16 protein-coding genes are annotated in these 18,926 nt (G+C 73.5%); 5 read left to right on the forward strand and 11 right to left on the reverse strand.

The annotated features are described in order from the left end of the window. Positions 1–49: 49 nt before the first annotated feature. A complete protein-coding gene (locus E4U92_RS00680) occupies positions 50–1,957 on the reverse strand; it encodes an SMI1/KNR4 family protein (RefSeq protein ID WP_137298256.1) in 1,908 nt (635 codons plus the stop codon). Positions 1,958–2,045: 88 nt separating this feature from the next. Continuing rightward, entirely contained in the window at positions 2,046–3,521 is a 1,476-nt protein-coding gene (locus E4U92_RS00685; RefSeq protein WP_137298257.1) for an MFS transporter, read from the reverse strand. A 101-nt stretch (positions 3,522–3,622) separates the two neighbouring features. Here E4U92_RS00685 and E4U92_RS00690 point away from each other — a divergent pair, with 101 nt between their 5' ends. Continuing rightward, complete coding sequence (locus E4U92_RS00690) at positions 3,623–4,561, forward strand: helix-turn-helix transcriptional regulator (RefSeq protein WP_137298258.1); 939 nt, start codon at positions 3,623–3,625, stop codon at positions 4,559–4,561. Between the two features lie 39 nt (positions 4,562–4,600). Here the strand turns inward: E4U92_RS00690 and E4U92_RS00695 are convergent, their stop codons facing one another. The 6 genes from E4U92_RS00695 to E4U92_RS00720 all read right to left on the reverse strand — a co-directional run bounded on the left by E4U92_RS00695 (position 4,601) and on the right by E4U92_RS00720 (position 9,446). Continuing rightward, a complete protein-coding gene (locus E4U92_RS00695; RefSeq protein ID WP_137298259.1) occupies positions 4,601–5,188 on the reverse strand; it encodes a TetR/AcrR family transcriptional regulator in 588 nt (195 codons plus the stop codon). A 23-nt stretch (positions 5,189–5,211) separates the two neighbouring features. Then, positions 5,212–6,219 (reverse strand): aldo/keto reductase, encoded by a 1,008-nt coding sequence (locus E4U92_RS00700; protein WP_137298260.1) that lies wholly within the window; start codon positions 6,217–6,219, stop codon positions 5,212–5,214. Between the two features lie 41 nt (positions 6,220–6,260). Beyond that, complete coding sequence (locus tag E4U92_RS00705) at positions 6,261–6,701, reverse strand: Fur family transcriptional regulator (protein ID WP_137298261.1); 441 nt, start codon at positions 6,699–6,701, stop codon at positions 6,261–6,263. A 68-nt stretch (positions 6,702–6,769) separates the two neighbouring features. Then, a complete protein-coding gene (locus tag E4U92_RS00710; protein WP_137298262.1) occupies positions 6,770–7,672 on the reverse strand; it encodes a metal ABC transporter permease in 903 nt (300 codons plus the stop codon). After that, positions 7,672–8,439, reverse strand: a complete 768-nt coding sequence (locus E4U92_RS00715; RefSeq protein WP_137298263.1) for a metal ABC transporter ATP-binding protein — start codon at positions 8,437–8,439, stop codon at positions 7,672–7,674. Before E4U92_RS00715 ends, E4U92_RS00710 begins: the two co-directional genes overlap by 1 nt. 38 nt (positions 8,440–8,477) lie before the next feature. Then, a complete protein-coding gene (locus E4U92_RS00720) occupies positions 8,478–9,446 on the reverse strand; it encodes a metal ABC transporter substrate-binding protein (protein ID WP_137298264.1) in 969 nt (322 codons plus the stop codon). A gap of 183 nt (positions 9,447–9,629) precedes the next feature. On the opposite strand from E4U92_RS00720, the gene E4U92_RS00725 reads away from it, so the two are divergent. Then, a complete protein-coding gene (locus tag E4U92_RS00725; RefSeq protein WP_067241287.1) occupies positions 9,630–11,012 on the forward strand; it encodes a glycine--tRNA ligase in 1,383 nt (460 codons plus the stop codon). 106 nt (positions 11,013–11,118) lie between these two features. On the opposite strand, the gene E4U92_RS00730 is transcribed toward E4U92_RS00725, so the two are convergent. Both E4U92_RS00730 and recO read right to left on the reverse strand, forming a co-directional pair. After that, positions 11,119–11,964, reverse strand: a complete 846-nt coding sequence (locus tag E4U92_RS00730; protein WP_137298265.1) for an isoprenyl transferase — start codon at positions 11,962–11,964, stop codon at positions 11,119–11,121. 78 nt (positions 11,965–12,042) lie between these two features. Beyond that, on the reverse strand, positions 12,043–12,789 hold the full coding sequence (recO, locus tag E4U92_RS00735) for a DNA repair protein RecO (RefSeq protein WP_137298266.1): 747 nt from the start codon (positions 12,787–12,789) through the stop codon (positions 12,043–12,045). Between the two features lie 172 nt (positions 12,790–12,961). Here recO and E4U92_RS00740 point away from each other — a divergent pair, with 172 nt between their 5' ends. The 3 genes from E4U92_RS00740 (at position 12,962) to E4U92_RS00750 (ending at position 17,855) form a co-directional block, all read left to right on the forward strand. Then, entirely contained in the window at positions 12,962–14,227 is a 1,266-nt protein-coding gene (locus E4U92_RS00740; RefSeq protein WP_229862283.1) for an MFS transporter, read from the forward strand. Between the two features lie 138 nt (positions 14,228–14,365). After that, positions 14,366–16,024 carry an FAD-dependent monooxygenase gene (locus tag E4U92_RS00745; protein WP_137298267.1) on the forward strand — a complete coding sequence of 553 codons (1,659 nt, stop codon included), beginning with the start codon at positions 14,366–14,368 and terminating at the stop codon, positions 16,022–16,024. A gap of 169 nt (positions 16,025–16,193) precedes the next feature. After that, entirely contained in the window at positions 16,194–17,855 is a 1,662-nt protein-coding gene (locus tag E4U92_RS00750) for an NAD(P)/FAD-dependent oxidoreductase (protein ID WP_137298268.1), read from the forward strand. A gap of 38 nt (positions 17,856–17,893) precedes the next feature. On the opposite strand, the gene E4U92_RS00755 is transcribed toward E4U92_RS00750, so the two are convergent. Next, positions 17,894–18,892 (reverse strand): hypothetical protein, encoded by a 999-nt coding sequence (locus E4U92_RS00755; protein WP_137298269.1) that lies wholly within the window; start codon positions 18,890–18,892, stop codon positions 17,894–17,896. Between the last annotated feature and the right edge of the window lie 34 nt (positions 18,893–18,926).

Genomic DNA, 18,926 nt, shown 5'->3' on the forward strand with positions numbered 1-18,926 from the left:
GCCTCCCCTCTCTCCCCCGGGCTGACCCGGCTCGTCCGACGCCGGGGCGTCAGGCGGGCCGGTCGTCCCGTCGCTGCCGCCCCACGCGGAAGGTGAGGTAGGCGTAGGGCTCACCCGCGCGGGGCGCCCGGGTCCAGGACCGGGTGGTGAACGTGGCGAGCCTTCCCCGGGTCAGCGCGAAACGGGGCAGGGACAGACCCAGCTCCGTGTGCAGGGCCGCCAGCATCCGCCGTTCCCGTACCGGTTCGCTGTCGTCCGGGTCGATCAGGCGCGCGGGGTCCAGCGCCCCGGGTACGGCGCCGGAGCGCTCGACGTCCGCCCCCCGTACGGTGAACGCGTACCGCTCCTCACCCCGTTCGGCCACGGAGAGGTGGAACGCGGCCGGGTGCCGGTCCGGGAAGGCGCTCCTCGGCTCCCGCCACACCACGACCGCGCGCCCGGCGCCGGAGGCGGCCACCGCCGGGGACCGGATCAGCCGGCCCATGCGGCCTGCGGAGTGCCCGTCGAAGGCGAAGGCCCACCCCTCGGGGCCGCGGCCCACGGCGACCACGGCCCTGTCCTCCCAGGGCTCGGTGTCCTCCCGCTCGCCGCGTGCCCGCCAGCGCGCCCCGAACCGGTTCACGGGGGCGCTCAGCCGCGCGCCCTCCTCACCGATCAAGGCGGGCAGCCGGGCCGGATCGACGCCCTCCACCCAGACGCAGCGGTACCCGTCGAGCGGCTGCCCGTGCACGGCGGGCTCGGTCAGCCAGTGCAGGCCCGGCGGATCGAGATCGGGCACCGGCTCGGGACCGGGGCCCGTGTGCCCCGCCCGTGGTGTCGCCAGGATCTGCCGTCCGCGGTCCGGGGTGACCGGCGGGCCGAGGACCGGATCGGCGAGCAGGCCGACCGGGGCGATCAGCGACGGTCCGGGCGCCTCCCACCGCGGGAGCGCCTCGCTCAGCGTCCGCCAGGCGACGTCGGTCGCGCCCCAGCGGGCCGCCTCGCGGGCCTCGGCGACCGCTCGGCCCCACGGTCCGGGCGGCGCGTAGCGGTAGGTGCCGTCCCGCATGCCGCCCAGCACGGCCTCGGCGGTGCTCCGGGGCACCCCGCGAGCCGCCATCATCCCCAGCCAGTGCTCGTCCCCGTCCGGCCGCCAGGTGCCGTTCGCCTGTGCCATCGCCTCCACCGGCAGCAGGTCGGGCAGATAGCGCGGGTCGCCCACCAGCATGCCGTAACTCAGCGGATCGCCGGGAGCGTTGAGCTGCCGGAGCTGGGTCAGCAGGGCGGCGCTGTGCGGCCGGCCGAAGGAGGCAGCCTCCTCGAGCAGGGGCAGGGCCTCCTCGTGCCGTCCGCGCAGGGCCAGCACGCGGGCCCGGTCGACGCGGTCGTCCTGGGCGCGCGTGGTGGCGTTGGCGAAGTCGGGGCGCGCGGCCCGGTCGGCGTGGAAGGCCCGGTACATGGCCTCCATGTAGGCGCGGAAGGACGGGTAGCGGTCCGGCGGCTCACCGCTCCAGCCCTTGTGGACGTAGAGCGCCCACTCACCGTCCTGGCCGGTGTCCCCCGGATCGAGCAGGGCGTACGACATGTCGGAGTCCGTCTCCAGCCGCAGCGCCCGTCGCCACATCCCGGCCAGCAGGACCTCCTCCCTGCGCGGGTGGTCGCCGAGGTTCCCCTCGTAGAGCGGGGTCAGGTCGTACGGGTCCCCGAACCAGCCGATGTCGGCGGTGCCGCCGAGCTGGTAGATCCCCGCGGCCTGCCCGACGTGCCACCCGTCGCTCACGGCCAGGAACGCGCGGTACGAGGGCGGCAGCCGGCACCCGAGCCGCTGCTCGGCCGCGGCGATCGCCGTCTCGCCCGCCCCGGGCGCTCCGAGCGGCGGGAAGGCCGCCGGACCGGCCGCCTCCTCGTCGGCGCGCGGGACCCACTCCTCCTGCCAACGCCCCAGGAACTCCCGCCAGTTCAACGACTCTTCGCTCATGGCCGGATCGTCGCACGCGGCACTGACAGCGGCACCGCCCGGAGCACTGCCCCCCGGGGCGCCGGACGCCCGCGGTCAGGGGACGCCGTCAGCGCACCGTGCGGGGCAGGCGCAGGCTCAGCAGGCCCGTGAGGAGGACTCCGGCGAGTTGGGCCGCCAGGGTCCACAGCAGGGCGTCGCGCATGCCCGTGTGGGGGGCCAGGGAGAGGAACAGGGTGCCGAGGGTGGCCACGCCCAGCGCCAGGGCCGACTGCTGGGTGGTCACCATGACCCCGCCGCCCACGCCCGCCCGGGCCGGCGGCACCTCGGACAGCACGATCCGCATCAGCACCGGGAGCTGGAGCGCCTGTCCGGCGCCGGCCACCGCCGCGCCCGGCAGCAGCTCGACCAGGCCGAGGTCCGGCCACGCCCGCCACGCCGCCAGCATCATCAGCGCCACGCCCACGCCCTGGATCACCGCGCCCGCGCTCACCACCCGGGTGCCGTACCGGGTGACCAGCCGCGGGCCGGCCAGCGAGACGAACAGGAACACCAGGGCCATCGGCGCGAGGGCCAGGCCCGCCGGGACCGGGTCCAGGCCCGCGCCCCGCTGGAGGGCGACCGCGATGACGAACATGAACCCGCTGAAGCCCATCGAGAACGGCACGATCATCACCAGGGCGCGCCGCAGCGAGGTCAGCGCGAACAGGCTCGGCGGCACCAGCGGCGTACGGCCCTGACGGTCGGCCCGGCGCTCCACCGCCCAGAACGCGCCCGCCGCGCAGGGGAACGCGGCCAGGGACAGCCACGTCCACAGCGGCCAGCCGGCCGCCCGGCCCTCGGTCAGCGGGACGAGCAGCGTCAGCAGCGCGGCGGCGAGCAGTGCCGTGCCGGGGCCGTCCACCGGCTCGGGGCGCCGGGAGCGGGTCTCGGGCACCGCGCGGGCGGCCAGGAGCAGGCCGACGACCACGACGGGCACGTTGACGAGGAACACCGAGCGCCAGCCGGTGCCCGCGAGGTCGGCGGCGACCAGGACCCCGCCGAGGATCTGGCCCGCCACCATGGACAGGCCGGCCGTGGCGCCGTACAGGCTCATCGCGCGGGCCCGGCGGGGGCCCTCGGTGGCGGCCTGGATGGTGGCGAGGACCTGCGGGAGCATCGCGGCGGCCGACGCGCCCTGCGCGACGCGGGCCGCGACCAGCGTCCAGGCGTCCGGCGCGAGGCCGCAGGCCAGCGAGGTCAGGCCGAAGGCGGCCATGCCGCCGAGGAAGAGCCGGCGCCGCCCGAAGAGGTCGCCGAGCCGGCCGCCCAGGACGAGCAGCACGGCGTAGGCGACGCCGTACCCGGCGACGACGAGTTCCAGGACGGACTCGCTCGCGCCCAGGTCGCGGCCCATGGTGGGCAGGGCGACGTTGACGATGAAGAAGTCGACGAGCGGCAGGGACGCCGCCAGCAGCACGGTGAACAGTCCCAGCGTGCCCAGCGCGGGCGGTGCCGGCGCGGTGCGCGGGCTGTGGGCGCTGTACGGGGTGGAGGTCCTTGCCGTCGGTGCGGTCGTTCCGGTCGTGGGCGTTGTCTCGGTCACGGGACCGAGCCTGCGCGCCGGCTCAGACGGGTACCAGAGTGTCCTTGTCCTGGTAGCAGGAGTACCTGGCAACAGGATCCGCGCCACGGCACCCTGGAGGCATGGCGAGCACGGCGAGCACCACCAGCACGGTAGGCACGACGGGCCGGCACAGCGCGAGCGCGACCGCGCGGGACGGCACGGAGATCCGGCGGCACGAGCTGGCCGGGTTCCTGCGCAGCCGCCGCGAGCGGATCACCCCCGAGCAGGTGGGCCTGCCGCGCGGCACCCGCCGGCGCACGCCCGGGCTGCGCCGGGAGGAGGTCGCCCAGCTCTCCGCGGTCGGCGTCACCTGGTACACCTGGCTCGAACAGGCCCGCGACATCCACGTCTCGGTGCAGGTCCTCGACGCGCTGGCCCGCACCCTGATGCTCGACGCCGGTGAGCGCGCCCACCTCTTCCAGCTCGCCGGCGCGACCGATCCGACGCCCGCCGCGCGCTGCCCGTCCGTCACGCCGGCGCTGGAGGAGATGCTGCACCGGCTGGAGCCCCTGCCGGCCTGCATCCAGAACAGCCGCTACGACATCCTGGCGTACAACCGGGTCTACGGCCGTCTCCTGGGCGACCTGGACGCGGTGCCGCCCGAGGACCGCAACTGCATGCTCCTCGTGCACACCGACCCGCAGTGGCGGTCCTCGATCGTGCACCTGGAGGAGGCCGAGCGGCTGATGGCGGCCAAGCTGCGCGCGTCGATGGCCGGTCACCTGGGCGAGCCCGCCTGGAAGATGCTCGTGGCGCGGCTGGAGGACCGGTCCCCGTCGTTCCGGGAGAACTGGCGCCGCTACGAGGTCCACGCCAGCCCCACCCGGACCAAGCTGTTCCGCAACCCCTGGGTCGGCCTGCTCACCCTGCACCACACGGACCTCTGGCTGACGCCCGAGTTCGGCGCCCGCATGGTGACGTACGCCCCGGCGGACGACGACACCCGGCTGCGCCTGGAACGGCTGCACGCGCTCGTGACGCGGGACGAACGGCGGGATCACCCGGAGGCCGCGGCGTGAACCGGGTCGGACCGCCACCGGTCCGACCCGAGATACTTCCTAGGGCCGCAGGCCCCGCAGGAGCAGGTCCACCACCGCGGTGAACTCGTCGTCGATGGTGGGGGCGGTCCACTCGCGGGCGTGGCATGGGTCGTGGAAGCGTCCGGTGGCGTGGAAGACGGCGCGGGCCGCGGTGAGCGGGTCGGGAGCCGTGAAGGTGCCGTCGGCCACGCCCGCGCCGATGATGGCGGCGAGCTGCGCGGTGAGGTCCTCGATGTGCTCGCCGACGGCGGGGCCGCTCTCCTCGACCAGCACCATGTAGGTGGCGAACAGCTCCGGGTCGTCGCCCGCCTTGTGCCGCTTGGCCTCGAACAGCGCGGCGAGCCAGTCCCGCAGCCGGGCCCCCGCGTCGCGGTCCTCGGCGGCGATCACGGCCAGCCGCTCGGAGGTACGGTCCAGCCAGCGCTTGGTGACGGCCTCGCGCAGCGCGGCCTTGGTGCGGAAGTGGCGGTAGACGCTGCCGTGGCTGACGCCGAGCGCGCGGGCCACGTCGACCACGGTGGCCTTGGCCGGTCCGTGGCGGCGCAGCACCTCCTCGGTCGCCTCGAGGATGCGCTCGGCGGTCAGGGTCTCGGTGGTCGCTGCCATGTCCTAGACCGTACCCGGTGGCCTCACTTGCTCCCGAGGTGAGCCATCTGCGCGGCCGGGTAGCGGTCGCCGGCGGCGGCGTCCGCGGGCACGGCCCGCTCCACGGCGGCGAGGTCGGCCTCGTCCAGCGTGACGTCCAGCGCGCCCAGGGACTCGGCCAGCCGCTCGCGGGTGCGGGCGCCGACCAGCGGCACGATGTCCTCGCCGCGGGAGAGCACCCAGGCGATGGCGATCTGCGCGACGGTGACGCCCTTGTCCGCGGCGATCGCGCGCAGGGCCTCGACGAGGCCGAGGTTGTGCTGGAGGTTCTCGCCCTGGAAGCGGGGCGACATGGCCCGGAAGTCGTTCGGGGCGAGCCGCCGGTCGGGGGTGAAGTGGCCGGAGATCAGACCCCGGGACAGGACGCCGTAGGCGGTGATCGAGATGCCCAGTTCGCGGGTGGTGGGCAGGACCTCGTCCTCGATGCCGCGGGAGATCAGCGAGTACTCGATCTGGAGGTCGGAGACGGGGGCGGTGGCGGCGGCGCGGCGGATCGTGTCGGCGCCGACCTCGCTGAGGCCGATGTGCCGGACGTACCCCTTCTCGACGAGTTCGGCGATGGCGCCGACGGTCTCCTCGACGGGGACGTCCGGGTCGAGCCGGGCGATGCGGTAGACGTCGATGTGGTCGACGCCGAGCCGCTGGAGGGAGTAGGCGGCGAAGTTCTTCACGGCGGCGGGGCGGCCGTCGTACCCGCTCCAGCCGCCGTCGGGGTCGCGCAGGGCGCCGAACTTCACGCTGACCTGGGCCTGCTCCCGCAGCGCGGCGGGCGCGGTGCGCAGTGCCTCGCCGATCAGCATCTCGTTGTGGCCCATGGCATAGAAGTCGCCGGTGTCGAGCAGGGTGATCCCCGCCTCCAGGGCGGCGTGGATCGTGGCGATCGACTCCGCCCGGTCCGCCTCGCCGTAGAGCGCGGACATGCCCATGCAGCCGAGGCCGAGGGCGGAGACCTGGGGACCGGTGGTACCGAGGGTGCGCGTGTGCATCGTCATGCCCCCAGCTTGGCATGACGACTGACAGATTTCAATATCTGTTATTCGTTACTCGTCCGCGTGTCGCGTCCGGTCAGGCCGGCGCAGTCCGCGCACGTGCCGAAGATCTCCACCGTGTGGGCCACGTTGACGTAGCCGTGCTCCGCGGCGATCGCCTCGGCCCACTTCTCCACCGCCGGGCCCTCGACCTCGACGGCCTTGCCACAGGCGCGGCAGACCAGATGGTGATGGTGCTCGCCGGTGGAGCAGCGGCGGTAGACGGACTCGCCGTCGGAGGTGCGCAGGACGTCGACCTCGCCGGCCTCGGCGAGGGACTGCAGGGTGCGGTAGACCGTGGTCAGCCCGACCGAGTCGCCCTTGTGCTTGAGCATGTCGTGGAGGTCCTGGGCGCTGCGGAACTCGTCGACCTCGTCGAGCGCCGCCGCCACGGCGGCACGCTGCCGGGTGGCGCGGCCCTTCACGGGCGGTCCAGCGGTCGTCACCGGTCTCTCCTTCGGATGGCTCGCGTCGGCACCTGCCGGGCCATTGTGCCAGCCCGGCTCCCGGCCGGTCAGGCGCCGACGCCGCCGTCGGGCGCGCGCGTGGCCGGAATCGCGCACTCCGCCGGGTCCCCGGACGGGCCGTCCGCGGCCAGGGCGCGGGCGCGCCGCCGGGCCAGTGGGGCGGCCAGCGCGGTCAGCACCAGGAACGCGGCGATGGTCAGCAGCACGATCGTCGCGCCGGGCGGGACGTCCTGGTAGTACGACGTGACGGTGCCGCCGAGGGTCACCGTGACCCCGATCGCGACGGCGACCGCGAACGTCGCGGCGAAGCTCCGGCTCAGTTGCTGGGCGGCGGCGACCGGCACGACCATCAGGGCCGACACCAGCAGCAGGCCGACCACCCGCATCGCGACCGTCACCGTGACCGCCGCCGTGACGGCCGTCAGCAGGTTCAGCGCCCGCACCGGCAGCCCGGTCACCCGGGCGAACTCCTCGTCCTGGCTGACCGCGAAGAGCTGCCGGCGCAGACCCAGGGCGACCAGCACCACGAACGCCGCGAGCAGGCAGATCGCCGTCACGTCCGACTCGGACACCGTCGACAGGGAACCGAACAGGTACGACGTGAGGTTGGCGTTGGAGCCGCCCGGCGCGAGGTTGATGAACATCACGCCGCCGGCCATGCCGCCGTAGAAGAGCATCGCGAGGGCGATGTCGCCGCGGGTCCTGCCGTACCAGCGGATCAGCTCCATCAGGACGGCGCCCAGCACCGACACGAGGGTGGCCATCCACACCGGGGAGGTGGACAGCAGGAAGCCGAGGCCGACGCCGGTCATGGCCACGTGCCCGATGCCGTCGCCCATCAGGGCCTGGCGGCGCTGGACGAGGTAGATGCCGACCGCGGGGGCGGTGATGCCGACCAGGACGGCGGCGAGCAGCGCCCGCTGCATGAAGGCGTAGTCGAGGATTTCCATCAGCTGAGCAGTCCCGTGCGGAGGGGGCCGGCGTCGGCCGGTGCGTGCGGGTGGACGTGGTCGTGGCCGGGGAGGGCGTGCTGGCCGACCGCCCGCGGGGGCGGGCCGTCGTGCAGGACGCAGCCGTCGCGCAGCACCACCGCGCGGTCGATGAGGGGTTCCAGAGGGCCCAGTTCGTGCAGGACGAGCAGGACGGTGGTGCCCCGGTCGACCTGCGCGCGCAGGGTCGCGGCGAGCACCTCCTGGCTGGCCAGGTCCACGCCCGCCATCGGCTCGTCCATGATCAGCAGCTCCGGCTCGGCGACCAGGGCGCGGGCGATCAGCACGCGCTGGTGCTGGCCGCCGGAGAGGGCCTCGACCGGCTCCCTGGCCCGGTCCGCGAGGTCGACCAGCTCCAGGGCGTGCCGTACGGCCGCATGGTCGGCCTTGCGGAACAGGCCGAAGCGGGTGCGGGAGAGCCGGCCCGAGGAGACCACCTCGGTCACGGTCGCCGGCACCCCGCCCGCGGCGGTCGTGCGCTGCGGCACGTAGCCGAGGCGGGCCCAGTCGCGGAAGCGGGCCCGGGGCGTGCCGAACAGCTCGACGCTGCCCGCGCTGACCGGGACCTGGCCGATGACGGTGCGCACGGCCGTCGACTTGCCGGAGCCGTTGGCGCCGAGCAGGGCGACGACCTCGCCGCGGCCCACGGTCAGGTCGATGCCGCGCAGGACGGGGCGTGCGCCGAGTTCGGCGCGGACGCCGCGCAGCGCTATGACGGGCTCGCTCATGCCGCTCCCCTGCCGGTCGGTCCGGTCGGTCCCGTCGGTCACTTCGCCCCCAGGGCGGTCTTCAGGGCCGTGAGGTTGGCCCGCATGACCTGGAGGTAGTCCTGGCCGCGGGACTTCTTGGTGATGCCCTCGATCGGGTCGAGGACGTCGGTCCGCAGGCCCGCGTCCTTCGCGACGGTCTTCGCCGTCTTGTCGCTGACGAGCGTCTCGTAGAAGACGGTGGTGACCCCGTCGGCCTTCGCCAGCTTCTCCAGTTCCTTCACGCGCGCGGCGCTGGGCTCGGACTCGGGGTCGAGGCCGTTGATGGCCTCCTCGGTGAGGCCGTAGCGCTCGGCGAGGTAGCCGAAGGCGGCGTGGGTGGTGAGGAAGACCTTGCTCCGGGCGGTGGCGAGGCCGGTCCTGAACTCGGTGTCCAGGGCGTCGAGTTGGCGCACCAGGTCCGCGGTGTTCTTGCGGTAGTCGGCCGCGTGGCCGGGGTCGGCCTTGGCGAAGGCCGCGCCGACGCCCTCGGCGACCTGGGCGTAGCGCACGGGGTCGAGCCAGATGTGGGGGTCGAGGCCGGACGACTCCCCGTCGTCGGAGCCCTCGTGGTCGTCGTGCTCGGCCGCGTGGCCGCCGACCTCGTTGCCGTGCTTCTCCAGGGAGGTCAGGGAGGCGGCGTCGATCTTCGTCCTGACCCCGGACTGGGCGACGGCGTCGTCGACGGAGGGCTGGAGGTTCTTGAGGTAGAGCACCGCGTCGGAGTCCTGGAGCCGCGCGGTCTGCTTCGCGCTGATCTCCAGGTCGTGGGGCTCCTGGCCGGGCTGGGTGAGGCTGGTGACGTGCGCGTGGTCCCCGCCGATCCGCTCGGCGAGGAAGGCCATCGGATAGAAGGAGGCGACGACGTCGAACTCGTCCGTGTCGCCCGCGGCCGCGGTGTCGCCGCCGCAGGCGGTGAGGGTGGCGAGTCCGAGGGCGGTGGCGGCCGTGGCGGCCGCGGCGGATATGAGGCGTCGTCGTACGTTCATGACAGTCATTTTCAACGAAGATGGAAACCGTTGTCAACAAGCCTCGTCAGGGGGCCGGACCGGCCCCGGTTTGCCCCGCTGCCGGGCCCCCGATTTGGTTGAGGGGGAGCCCGCGCCGGTACGCTGAAGCATTCGCTGGAAGCACCTCGCTTCGTCGCCCGTCGTCGTAATGAAGAGAGCACCGTGGCCGCCGACAAGATCGACACCATCGTCAGCCTGAGCAAGCGCCGTGGCTTCGTTTTCCCCTGCAGTGAGATCTACGGCGGTCAGCGCGCCGCCTGGGACTACGGGCCGCTCGGTGTCGAGCTGAAGGAGAACATCAAGCGCCAGTGGTGGCGCTACATGGTGACCTCCCGCGAGGACGTCGTCGGTCTCGACTCGTCCGTGATCCTCGCCCCCGAGGTGTGGGTCGCCTCCGGCCACGTCGCCACCTTCAGCGACCCGCTGACCGAGTGCACCTCCTGCCACAAGCGGTTCCGCGCGGACCACCTGGAGGAGGGCTACGAGGAGAAGAAGGGCCGCGCCCCGGAGAACGGCCTGGCCGACATCAACTGCCCCAACTGCGGCGTCAAGGGCCAGTTCACCGAGCCCAAGCAGTTCTCGGGTCTGCTCTCCACGCACCTCGGCCCCACCCAGGACACCGGCTCCATCGCGTACCTGCGTCCGGAGACCGCCCAGGGCATCTTCACCAACTTCGCCCAGGTGCAGACCACTTCGCGCCGCAAGCCGCCGTTCGGCATCGCCCAGACGGGCAAGTCCTTCCGCAACGAGATCACGCCCGGCAACTTCATCTTCCGCACCCGCGAGTTCGAGCAGATGGAGATGGAGTTCTTCGTCAAGCCGGGCGAGGACGAGCAGTGGCAGGAGTACTGGATGGAGCAGCGCTGGAACTGGTACACCGGCCTGGGCCTGCGCGAGGAGAACATGCGGTGGTACGAGCACCCGAAGGAGAAGCTCTCCCACTACTCCAAGCGCACCGCCGACATCGAGTACCGCTTCCAATTCGGCGGTTCCGAGTGGGGTGAGCTGGAGGGCGTCGCCAACCGCACCGACTACGACCTCTCGGCCCACGCCAAGGCCTCCGGCCAGGACCTCTCCTACTTCGACCAGGAGGCCGGCGAGCGCTGGACCCCCTACGTCATCGAGCCGGCGGCCGGTGTCGGACGCGCCATGCTCGCCTTCCTGCTCGACGCGTACGTCGAGGACGAGGCGCCCAACGCCAAGGGCAAGCTGGAGAAGCGCACGGTGCTGCGCCTGGACCACCGCCTCGCCCCGGTGAAGGCCGCGGTCCTGCCGCTGTCCCGCAACCCGGAGCTGTCGCCCAAGGCCAAGGGCCTCGCCCAGGCCCTGCGCCAGCACTGGAACATCGAGTTCGACGACGCCGGCGCCATCGGCCGCCGCTACCGCCGCCAGGACGAGATCGGCACCCCGTACTGCGTGACCGTCGACTTCGACACCCTCGAGGACAACGCGGTCACCGTGCGCGAGCGCGACTCGATGAAGCAGGAGCGCGTCTCCCTCGACCAGATCGAGGGCTACCTCGCGTCCCGCCTCGTGGGCTGCTGACCCCCGGTCCGCGGCACCCCGGCACGCACGACGCCCGCCCCGCCCCCGCCTCGCGCGGGGTGCGGGGCGGGCGTCGTCGTGTCCGCGGTGCCCGCCCGTCCGCCGGTCAGGAGGGCTCGTCGGGGCTGCGGCCCTCCATGGCCAGGAGTTCCTCGTTGGGGACGGCGCCGCCGAAGCGGCGGTCCCGGGAGGCGAACTCCAGGCAGGCCCGCCACAGGTCGCGGCGGTCGAAGTCCGGCCACAGCACGTCCTGGAAGACCATCTCGGCGTAAGCGCTCTGCCAGAGCAGGTAGTTGGAGGTGCGCTGCTCGCCGCTGGGCCGCAGGAACAGGTCCACGTCCGGCATGTCCGGGTAGTACAGGTACTTCTGCAGCGTCTTCTCGTTGACCTTCGACGGGTCCAGGCGGCCCGCCCGCACGTCCTCGGCGAGCGCCTTCGCCGCGTCGGCGATCTCGGCGCGGCCGCCGTAGTTCATGCAGAAGTACAGCGTCAGGCGGTCGTTGCCCTTGGTCTGCTCCTGGGCGATCTGGAGCTCCTTGGCGACCGACTTCCACAGCTTGGGCATCCGGCCCACCCAGCGCACCCGCACGCCCAGCTCGTCGAGCTGGTCGCGGGTCTTGCGGATGAAGTCGCGGTTGAAGTTCATCAGGAAGCGCACCTCGTCGGGCGAGCGCTTCCAGTTCTCCGTGGAGAAGGCGTAGAGGGAGATGTTGCGGACGCCGATCTCGATGGAGCCCTGCAGCACGTCGAGGACGCGCTCGGCGCCGACCTTGTGGCCCTCGGTGCGCGGCAGCCCGCGGTCCTTGGCCCAGCGGCCGTTGCCGTCCATGACGATCGCCACGTGCTCGGGGACCAGCTCGCCCGGGAGCTTCGGCGGACGGGCCCCGGACGGGTGCGGCTCGGGCGCCCGGTACTCGCGCCGCTGACGCCCCAGGATGCCGCGTACGACCATGTGCTTCTCGTCTCCTCGTGTCCCTCGGTTGTTGCTTGCTTGCTCTGCGACCGCTCCGGCCCGCCCGGGCCGGGAGGGTCACTTCTCCACGTACCGCAGGGAGCGCAGTCCGCGCTCCAGGTGCCAGTGCAGGTAGGCGGAGACCAGCCCGTTGCCCTCGCGGACGTACCGCGCCTCGCAGGCGTCGGCCGTCTCCCAGTCTCCCGTGAGCAGCGCGCCCAGCAGGACCAGGGTCTGCGGGGACGGCACGACGCTGCCGGGGACCCGGCAGTCGGCGCACACCGAGCCGCCGGAGGCCACCGAGAAGAACCGGTTGGGCCCGGGCATGCCGCACTTGGCGCAGTCGCCGAAGCTCGGGGCGTAGCCGTTGACGGCCAGGGAGCGCAGCAGGAACGCGTCCAGCACCAGGTGCGGGGCGTGCTCGCCGCGGGCGAGCGTGCGCAGCGCCCCGACCAGCAGCAGGTACTGCTGCACGGCCGGCTCGCCCTCGTGGTCGGTGAACCGCTCGGCGGTCTCCAGCATGGCCGTCCCGGCCGTGTAGCGGGCGTAGTCGGTGACGATGCCGCCGCCGTACGGCGCGATGGTCTCGCTCTGGGTGCACAGCGGAAGCCCGCGCCCGACGAGCTCGCTGCCGCGCGCGAAGAACTGCACGTCGACGTGCGAGAACGGCTCCAGCCGGGCCCCGAACTTCGACTTGGTGCGCCGCACACCGCGCGCCACCGCCCGCACCCGCCCGTGCCCGCGGGTGAGCATCGTGATGATCCGGTCGGCCTCGCCGAGCTTCTGGGTGCGCAGGACGACGCCGTCGTCCCGGAAGAGACTCACGAGCGCCCTCCCCGCACGGCCGGCACCCGGCGGGAACCCGCACCCCGCGCACGGGTGCGCGCCGGGCCACGGTCGAGTCGGGACGCAGTCATGGGTCCATTCTCGCCTACGCGCGGGGGGCGCCGTGTCGCACCGACTAGGATCGCCCGGTTCGTACGGGAGGGGGGACCACGTGGCGCGGGATTCGCTGGGGCGCAGGTTCGGGTGGCTGTGGGGGGCGTACGCGGTCAGTACGTTCGGGACGTGGCTGGCCTTCGACGCGCTCCAGGTGATCGCCGTGCTCGTGCTGCACGCCGGGGCGCTCGAGGTGGCGGCGCTGGCGGCGACGGGGCCCGCCGTGGGGGCGCTGGCGGCGGTGCCGCTGGGGCCGTGGGTGGAGTTCCGGCGCAAGCGGCCCGTGATGATCGGCGCCGACCTGCTGCGCTGCGCGGCGCTGCTGAGCATCCCGGCGGCGTACGGGCTGGGGCTGCTGGGGCTGGGGCAGCTCCTGCTGGTGTCGGTGGTGGTGGCCGCCGCCGACATCACCTTCACCGCGGCGAGCGGGGCGTTCTTGAAGGGGCTGCTGCCGCGCGAGGACCTGCTGGTGGCCAACGGGCGCTTCGAGTCGACGATGTGGTCGGCGACCATGGTCGGTCCCCCGCTCGGCGGGGCGGCGATCGGCCTGTTCGGGCCGGTGGTGACGGTGGCGGCGGACGCGGTGAGCTACCTGCTGTCGGCGCTCGGCCTGCGCGCGGTCGGCGGCGGTGAACCGGCCCCGGCGGCGCCCGCGAGGGCGGGCCGGCTGAGCGCGCGCGAGCTGCTGGAGGGCTGGCGGTACATCCTCACCCATCCCGTGCTGCGCCCCCTGTTCGTGAACGCCGCGCTGGTGAACGGCCTGATCATGGTGTCCGCCCCGCTGCTGGCGGTGCTGATGCTCGGCCCGCTCGGCTTCTCCCCCTGGCAGTACGGGCTGGCCTTCGCGGTGCCCTGCACCGGCGGCCTGGTCGGCTCGCGCCTGTCGCGCCGGCTGGTGGCCCGGTACGGACGCCGCCGGGTCCTGCTGACCGCGGGCACGCTGCGCGCCGTGTGGCCGGTCGGGCTGGTCCTCGTCGGCCCGGGGGTGACCGGCCTGGTCCTGGTGATGGTGGTCGAGCTGGCCCTGATCACCTGCGCGGGCGTCTACAACCCGGTGCTGGCCACCACCCGCCTGGAGCTGACCCCGTCGGACCGGGTGACCCGCACGCTGTCGGCCTGGTCGGTGAGCACCAAGACGAGCATCGCGGCCCTGACCGCCCTGTGGGGCCTGCTGGCCGAGCTGACGAGCCCCCGCCTCGCGATCGGGCTCGCGGGGGTCCTGCTGCTGGCGACGCCGCTGCTGTACGCGCCCGTGCGCCGGGACCCGGCGGCGCTGCGGCCGGAGCCCGATGCCGGCTCCGCCGTGCCGGGGGCCCGGACCTGACCGGTCGCGGGCGCCCCGCGCCCCTCGGCTGAAAACCGCGCACGCCGGCACCTGCCCCATTGCACGGTAACTCAACGTCCGTAGAATTCAACGCGCCATGTATTTCAGCGCGCTGCATCCGAGCGACGGTGAGGCCCCGTGAAGACGACGAACGGTGGGAACGGCCCGGCGGACTACGACGTCGGCGTGATCGGAGGCGGCTTCGCGGGCTCGCTGCTCGCGACCGTCCTGGCCCGGGCCGGCGTACGGACGCTGCTGCTGGAGGCGGCACCGGGGCCGCGGTTCGCCGTGGGCGAGTCGATGGTGCCCTACAGCGCGGCGCTGGCCCGGGCCGTCGCCCGGCGGTACGACGTGCCGGAGATCGCCTCCCTCGGCGCGGCCGAGCAGGTCGCGGGCACCCTGTCGGCCCGCACCGGGGTGCTGCGCAACGTGGGCTTCGTGCTGCACCGCCCGGGGCTGCGCCAGCACCCCGGCGAGGTGTACCAGGTGGTCAACCCCTCCGTCGTGCCCGACCCGCCGCACCTGTACCGGGAGGACGTCGACGCCCGGCTGCTCGCGCTGGCCGGGCGCACGGGCGCCGAGGTGCGCACCGGCGCCGGGGCCCGCGTCGAGGGCGTGCGCGTCGAGGCGGACCGCGGGGCGTGGCTGCGCACGGCCGACGGCACGCAGACCGCCGTGCGGTACGTCGTGGACGCGAGCGGGCCCGGCTCCCCCGTGGCCCGCGAGCTGGGGCTGCGCGAGGAACCGGCCGCCTGGGACCACCGGTCGCGCTGCCTGTACACCCACATGACGGGCGTGACGCCGTACGACGACACCCCGGCCGGGCGGGCCGGCGGGCAGCCCGGCCGGTGGCACGAGGGCACCCTGCACCACGTCTTCGACGGCGGCTGGCTGTGGGTGATCCCGTTCGGCAACCGGCGGCGGGGCGGCGACGGCCCGTGCAGCGTGGGGCTCGTCCTCGACGCGCGCCGGCACCCGGCGGCGGACGGGCGTGCGCCGCAGGAGGAGTTCGACGCCGTCCTGGGGCGACTTCCGGACGTGGCGCGGCAGTTCGCGGGTGCGCGGGCCGTGCGCCCGTGGACCTCGGTGGACCCGCTCCAGCACTCCGTGCGCCGCATGGTCGGCGACCGCTACTGCCTCGCCTCCCACGCGGCCGGGTTCGTCGACCCGCTCTACTCGCGCGGGCTCGGGCACAGCCTGGAGGTCGTCAACGCCCTCGCCTGGCGGCTGATCGCGGCCGCGCGCGACGGCGACTGGTCGACGGAGCGCTTCCGTCCCGTCGAGGACCTCCAGCGCTCGCTGCTCGGCGCGCACGACGACCTCACCCGCGCCTCGTTCGTGGCGTTCCGCGACCACGCGCTGTTCAACGCCGTGGTCCGGCTGTGGACGCTGAGCACGGTGCTCGGCGCGCTCGCCGTCGAGCACGCGTCCGCTGCCCACGCGAGGACCGGCGACGACGCCGTCTTCCGCGCGCTGGAGGGGCCGGACCGGCCCGGCGGCGCCCACTTCGCCTCCCTCGCGCCGCTGGCCCGCACCCTGTGCACCGACGTCGAGGCGGGCCGGCGCACCCCGGCCGACGCCGCGGAGCGGATCTTCGCCGCGCTCCGCGAGGCCGACTACGTGCCCCCGCCGCTCGGTCTCGCCGACCCGGCCGACCGGTTCTTCCACAACACCCCGGCCCGGCTGCTGCGGGCCGCCCGCTGGGTGCGCGCCGAGGCCCCGCAGGACACCGCCGTGCTGCTCAAGGGGGCGCTGCGCGGGCTGCTCGGCGAACGCCTGCGCGCGGCCCGCCGCTGACCGGCGGACCGACGCCGGCCGAGCGGTCCCGCGAGCACCACCCCACCCCGACACCGATCGCCGTAGCGCCACCGCCCGGGCGGGCACCGCCCGGGACGAGACCGACCCCGCGACCCCGCTCCCCACAGCGGCGGCCGTCGCGGCGAGACGACCGACAAGGAGACAGGACATGGAGCCACGGGGCACGCAGAGGTACGACGTCGCGATCCTCGGGTCGGGGGTGGCCGGGTCGATCCTGGGCGCGATCCTCGCCCGGCAGGGGGTCAGGACGCTGCTGCTGGACGCCGGCTCGCACCCACGGTTCGCCATCGGCGAGTCGACGATCCCGTTCACGCTCGTCTCGCTGCGCACGCTCGCCGAGCGCTACGACGTGCCGGAGATCGCGCACCTGGCGTCGTTCACGGACACCACCCGGGCGATCGGGCCGCGCTTCGGCGTCAAACGCCACTTCGGGTTCCTGCTGCACCACGAGGGTGCCCCGCAGAACCCGCGCGAGGTCAACGAGTTCGCCACGCCGCCCCAACTGCTGCACGAGGCCGCGCACCTGTTCCGGCAGGACACCGACTCGTACCTGTTCCACGTGGCGGTGAAGTACGGCTGCGTCGCGCGCCAGAACTTCCTCGTCACCGACATCGACTTCGACGGCTCGGGCGTCACCCTGTCCGGCCGGGACGGCGAGTACCGGGCCCGCTACCTGGTCGACGCGAGCGGCTTCCGCTCCCCCGTCGCCGAGAAGTTCGGCCTGCGCGAGAACCCCTGCCGGTTCAAGCACCACTCGCGCTCGGTGTGGAACCACGTCGTCGGCATCACGCCCACCGACCGGCTCTTCGACACCGTGCCCGAGAACTGGCGGCCGCCGGTGCCCTGGTACGAGGGCACCGTGCACCACATGTTCGAGCGCGGCTGGGGCTGGGTGATCGCCTTCGACAACAACAAGTGGTCCAGGAACCCCCTGTGCAGCGTGGGCATGACCGTCGACCCGCGCCGCTACCCCAAGCCCGACGGGCTGACGCCCGAGGAGGACTTCCACGCCCTGGCGGCACCGTTCCCGGACATCGCCCGGCAGTTCGAGGGCATCAAGCCGGTGCGCGAGTGGACGGCGACGGGCCGGCTGCAGTACTCGTCCTCGCGGACCGCCGGCGACCGCTGGTTCCTGCTGTCGCACGCGGCCGGCTTCATCGACCCGCTGTTCTCCCGCGGCCTGTCCAACACCACCGAGGCGCTCAACCTCCTCGCCTGGCGGCTGCTGCGGGCGGTGCAGGACGACGACTTCTCGGCCGAGCGGTTCGCCCCGGTGGACCGGCTCCAGCAGGGCCTGCTAGACCACAACGACACCCTGGTCAACTCGTCGTACATCTCCTGGACCGACTACGACCTGTGGAGCGCGGTGTTCAGGATCTGGGCGTGGGGCGCCAACGCGGGGGTGTACCGCATGCAGAGCGCGCTCACCAAGTTCCGCCGGGACGGCCGCGACAGCCACTTCACCGACCTGGAGGAGGTGCCCAACCCGGGCCTGTACTGGCCCGACCACGACGGCTTCGCCGACCTGTACGAGACGATGGTCAAGCAGTGCGAGGCCGTCGAGGCCGGCGTGGTGACCGCCGCCGACGCCGCCGACCTGCTCTACGACCGGCTGCTGGCCGCCGACTTCGTCCCGAAGAACTTCGGGTACGCCGAGCGCGAGGTGCGCTTCCTCGACCCGCGGCCCAAGACCCTGCTGAAGATGGTCCGCTGGGCCGCCACCGAGGCCGACCCGGTGGTGCGCCGGATGATCCTCGGCAACGGCCGCGAGGCGGTCAAGGCGCGGCTGAGGGGCACCAAGCTGTTCTGAGGTCCCCCGCCCCCGGGCGCACCCCCGGACCCGCCCGGTCAGGCACCGTCCGGGTCCGGGCCGTTGGTCAGGACGCGCAGGCTGTCCGGGCCGGGCCGGCCGTTCGGGGACTGCTGCTCGCGGGCGGCGTCCCAGAGCTGCTCGAAGCGGCGGATCAGCGGCTGCACCAGGTCGGCGCGGGCGTTGACGGTCGTCGAGGAGTTCACGCTGAGCTGGTCGGCGTGGATCTCGTAGCTCAGCGCCCCGTCGAAGACGATGAAGTCGATCATCTTGCCCCGGCGCAGGTGCGCGGGAAGCTGGTCCAGCGCCACCACCCGGACCTCGATGCCCATCTGCCGCTGCTCCTCGCAGATCGGGGCGAGGGCGGCCCGCTCGCCGCGCTCCTTGACGATGAACAGCCGCCGCACGGTGATGTGCCGCTCCAGGATCGCGTCCCGCTGGGCGGTGAGGTAGCGGCTGGCGGGCTCGGTGGACCAGAAGCCGTCGTCGACGACCGTGGTGCTGATCGCGTCGATGCTGCTGCGGGTGCACTTGGTGAGCGTCATCAGCCAGTCGTGGTTCTCGCCCGGTGTCTCGGCGCTGAGGTTGGTGAGGTCCTCCATCTGCGCGGCGAGCCGGTTGATCTCCTCGTGCGCGAAGTCGTGCAGGATCTCGGGCCCGGTGGAGACGACCTTGGTGGCGTGCTCGGCGAGCCGGGGCACGCCGTCGCCGCGTAACTTCTCCACCTCGTTGAAGAGCTTGGTGGCCTCGCCGATGTCGGCGAAGCGTTTCTCGACCACGTACTTCAGGTCGGTGAGCTGGTGCGCGAAGGAGATCATGAACTGGGTGAGCAGCACCGCCCCGCCGCACAGCACGGACAGCACGAGCTGCCAGGGGCCGTCGTCCTCGGGCAGCAGGACGTTGGTGAGGATGTAGACGACTCCGCCGATGACGATGGTGACCAGGACCTTCTGGGTCACCCGCCGGGCGCTGTCGGCGTCGGAGCGGCGCGGGGTGTCGGTGCGGTCAGGGTGGCGCGGGAGCGTCGGGCCAGGCATCTCGTGTGTCCCCCCGTCGGGATGGTGCGCGGAC

Origin of the sequence: Streptomyces galbus, from assembly GCF_005280195.1 — a bacterium.
Classification (GTDB): Bacteria; Actinomycetota; Actinomycetes; order Streptomycetales; family Streptomycetaceae; genus Streptomyces; species Streptomyces galbus.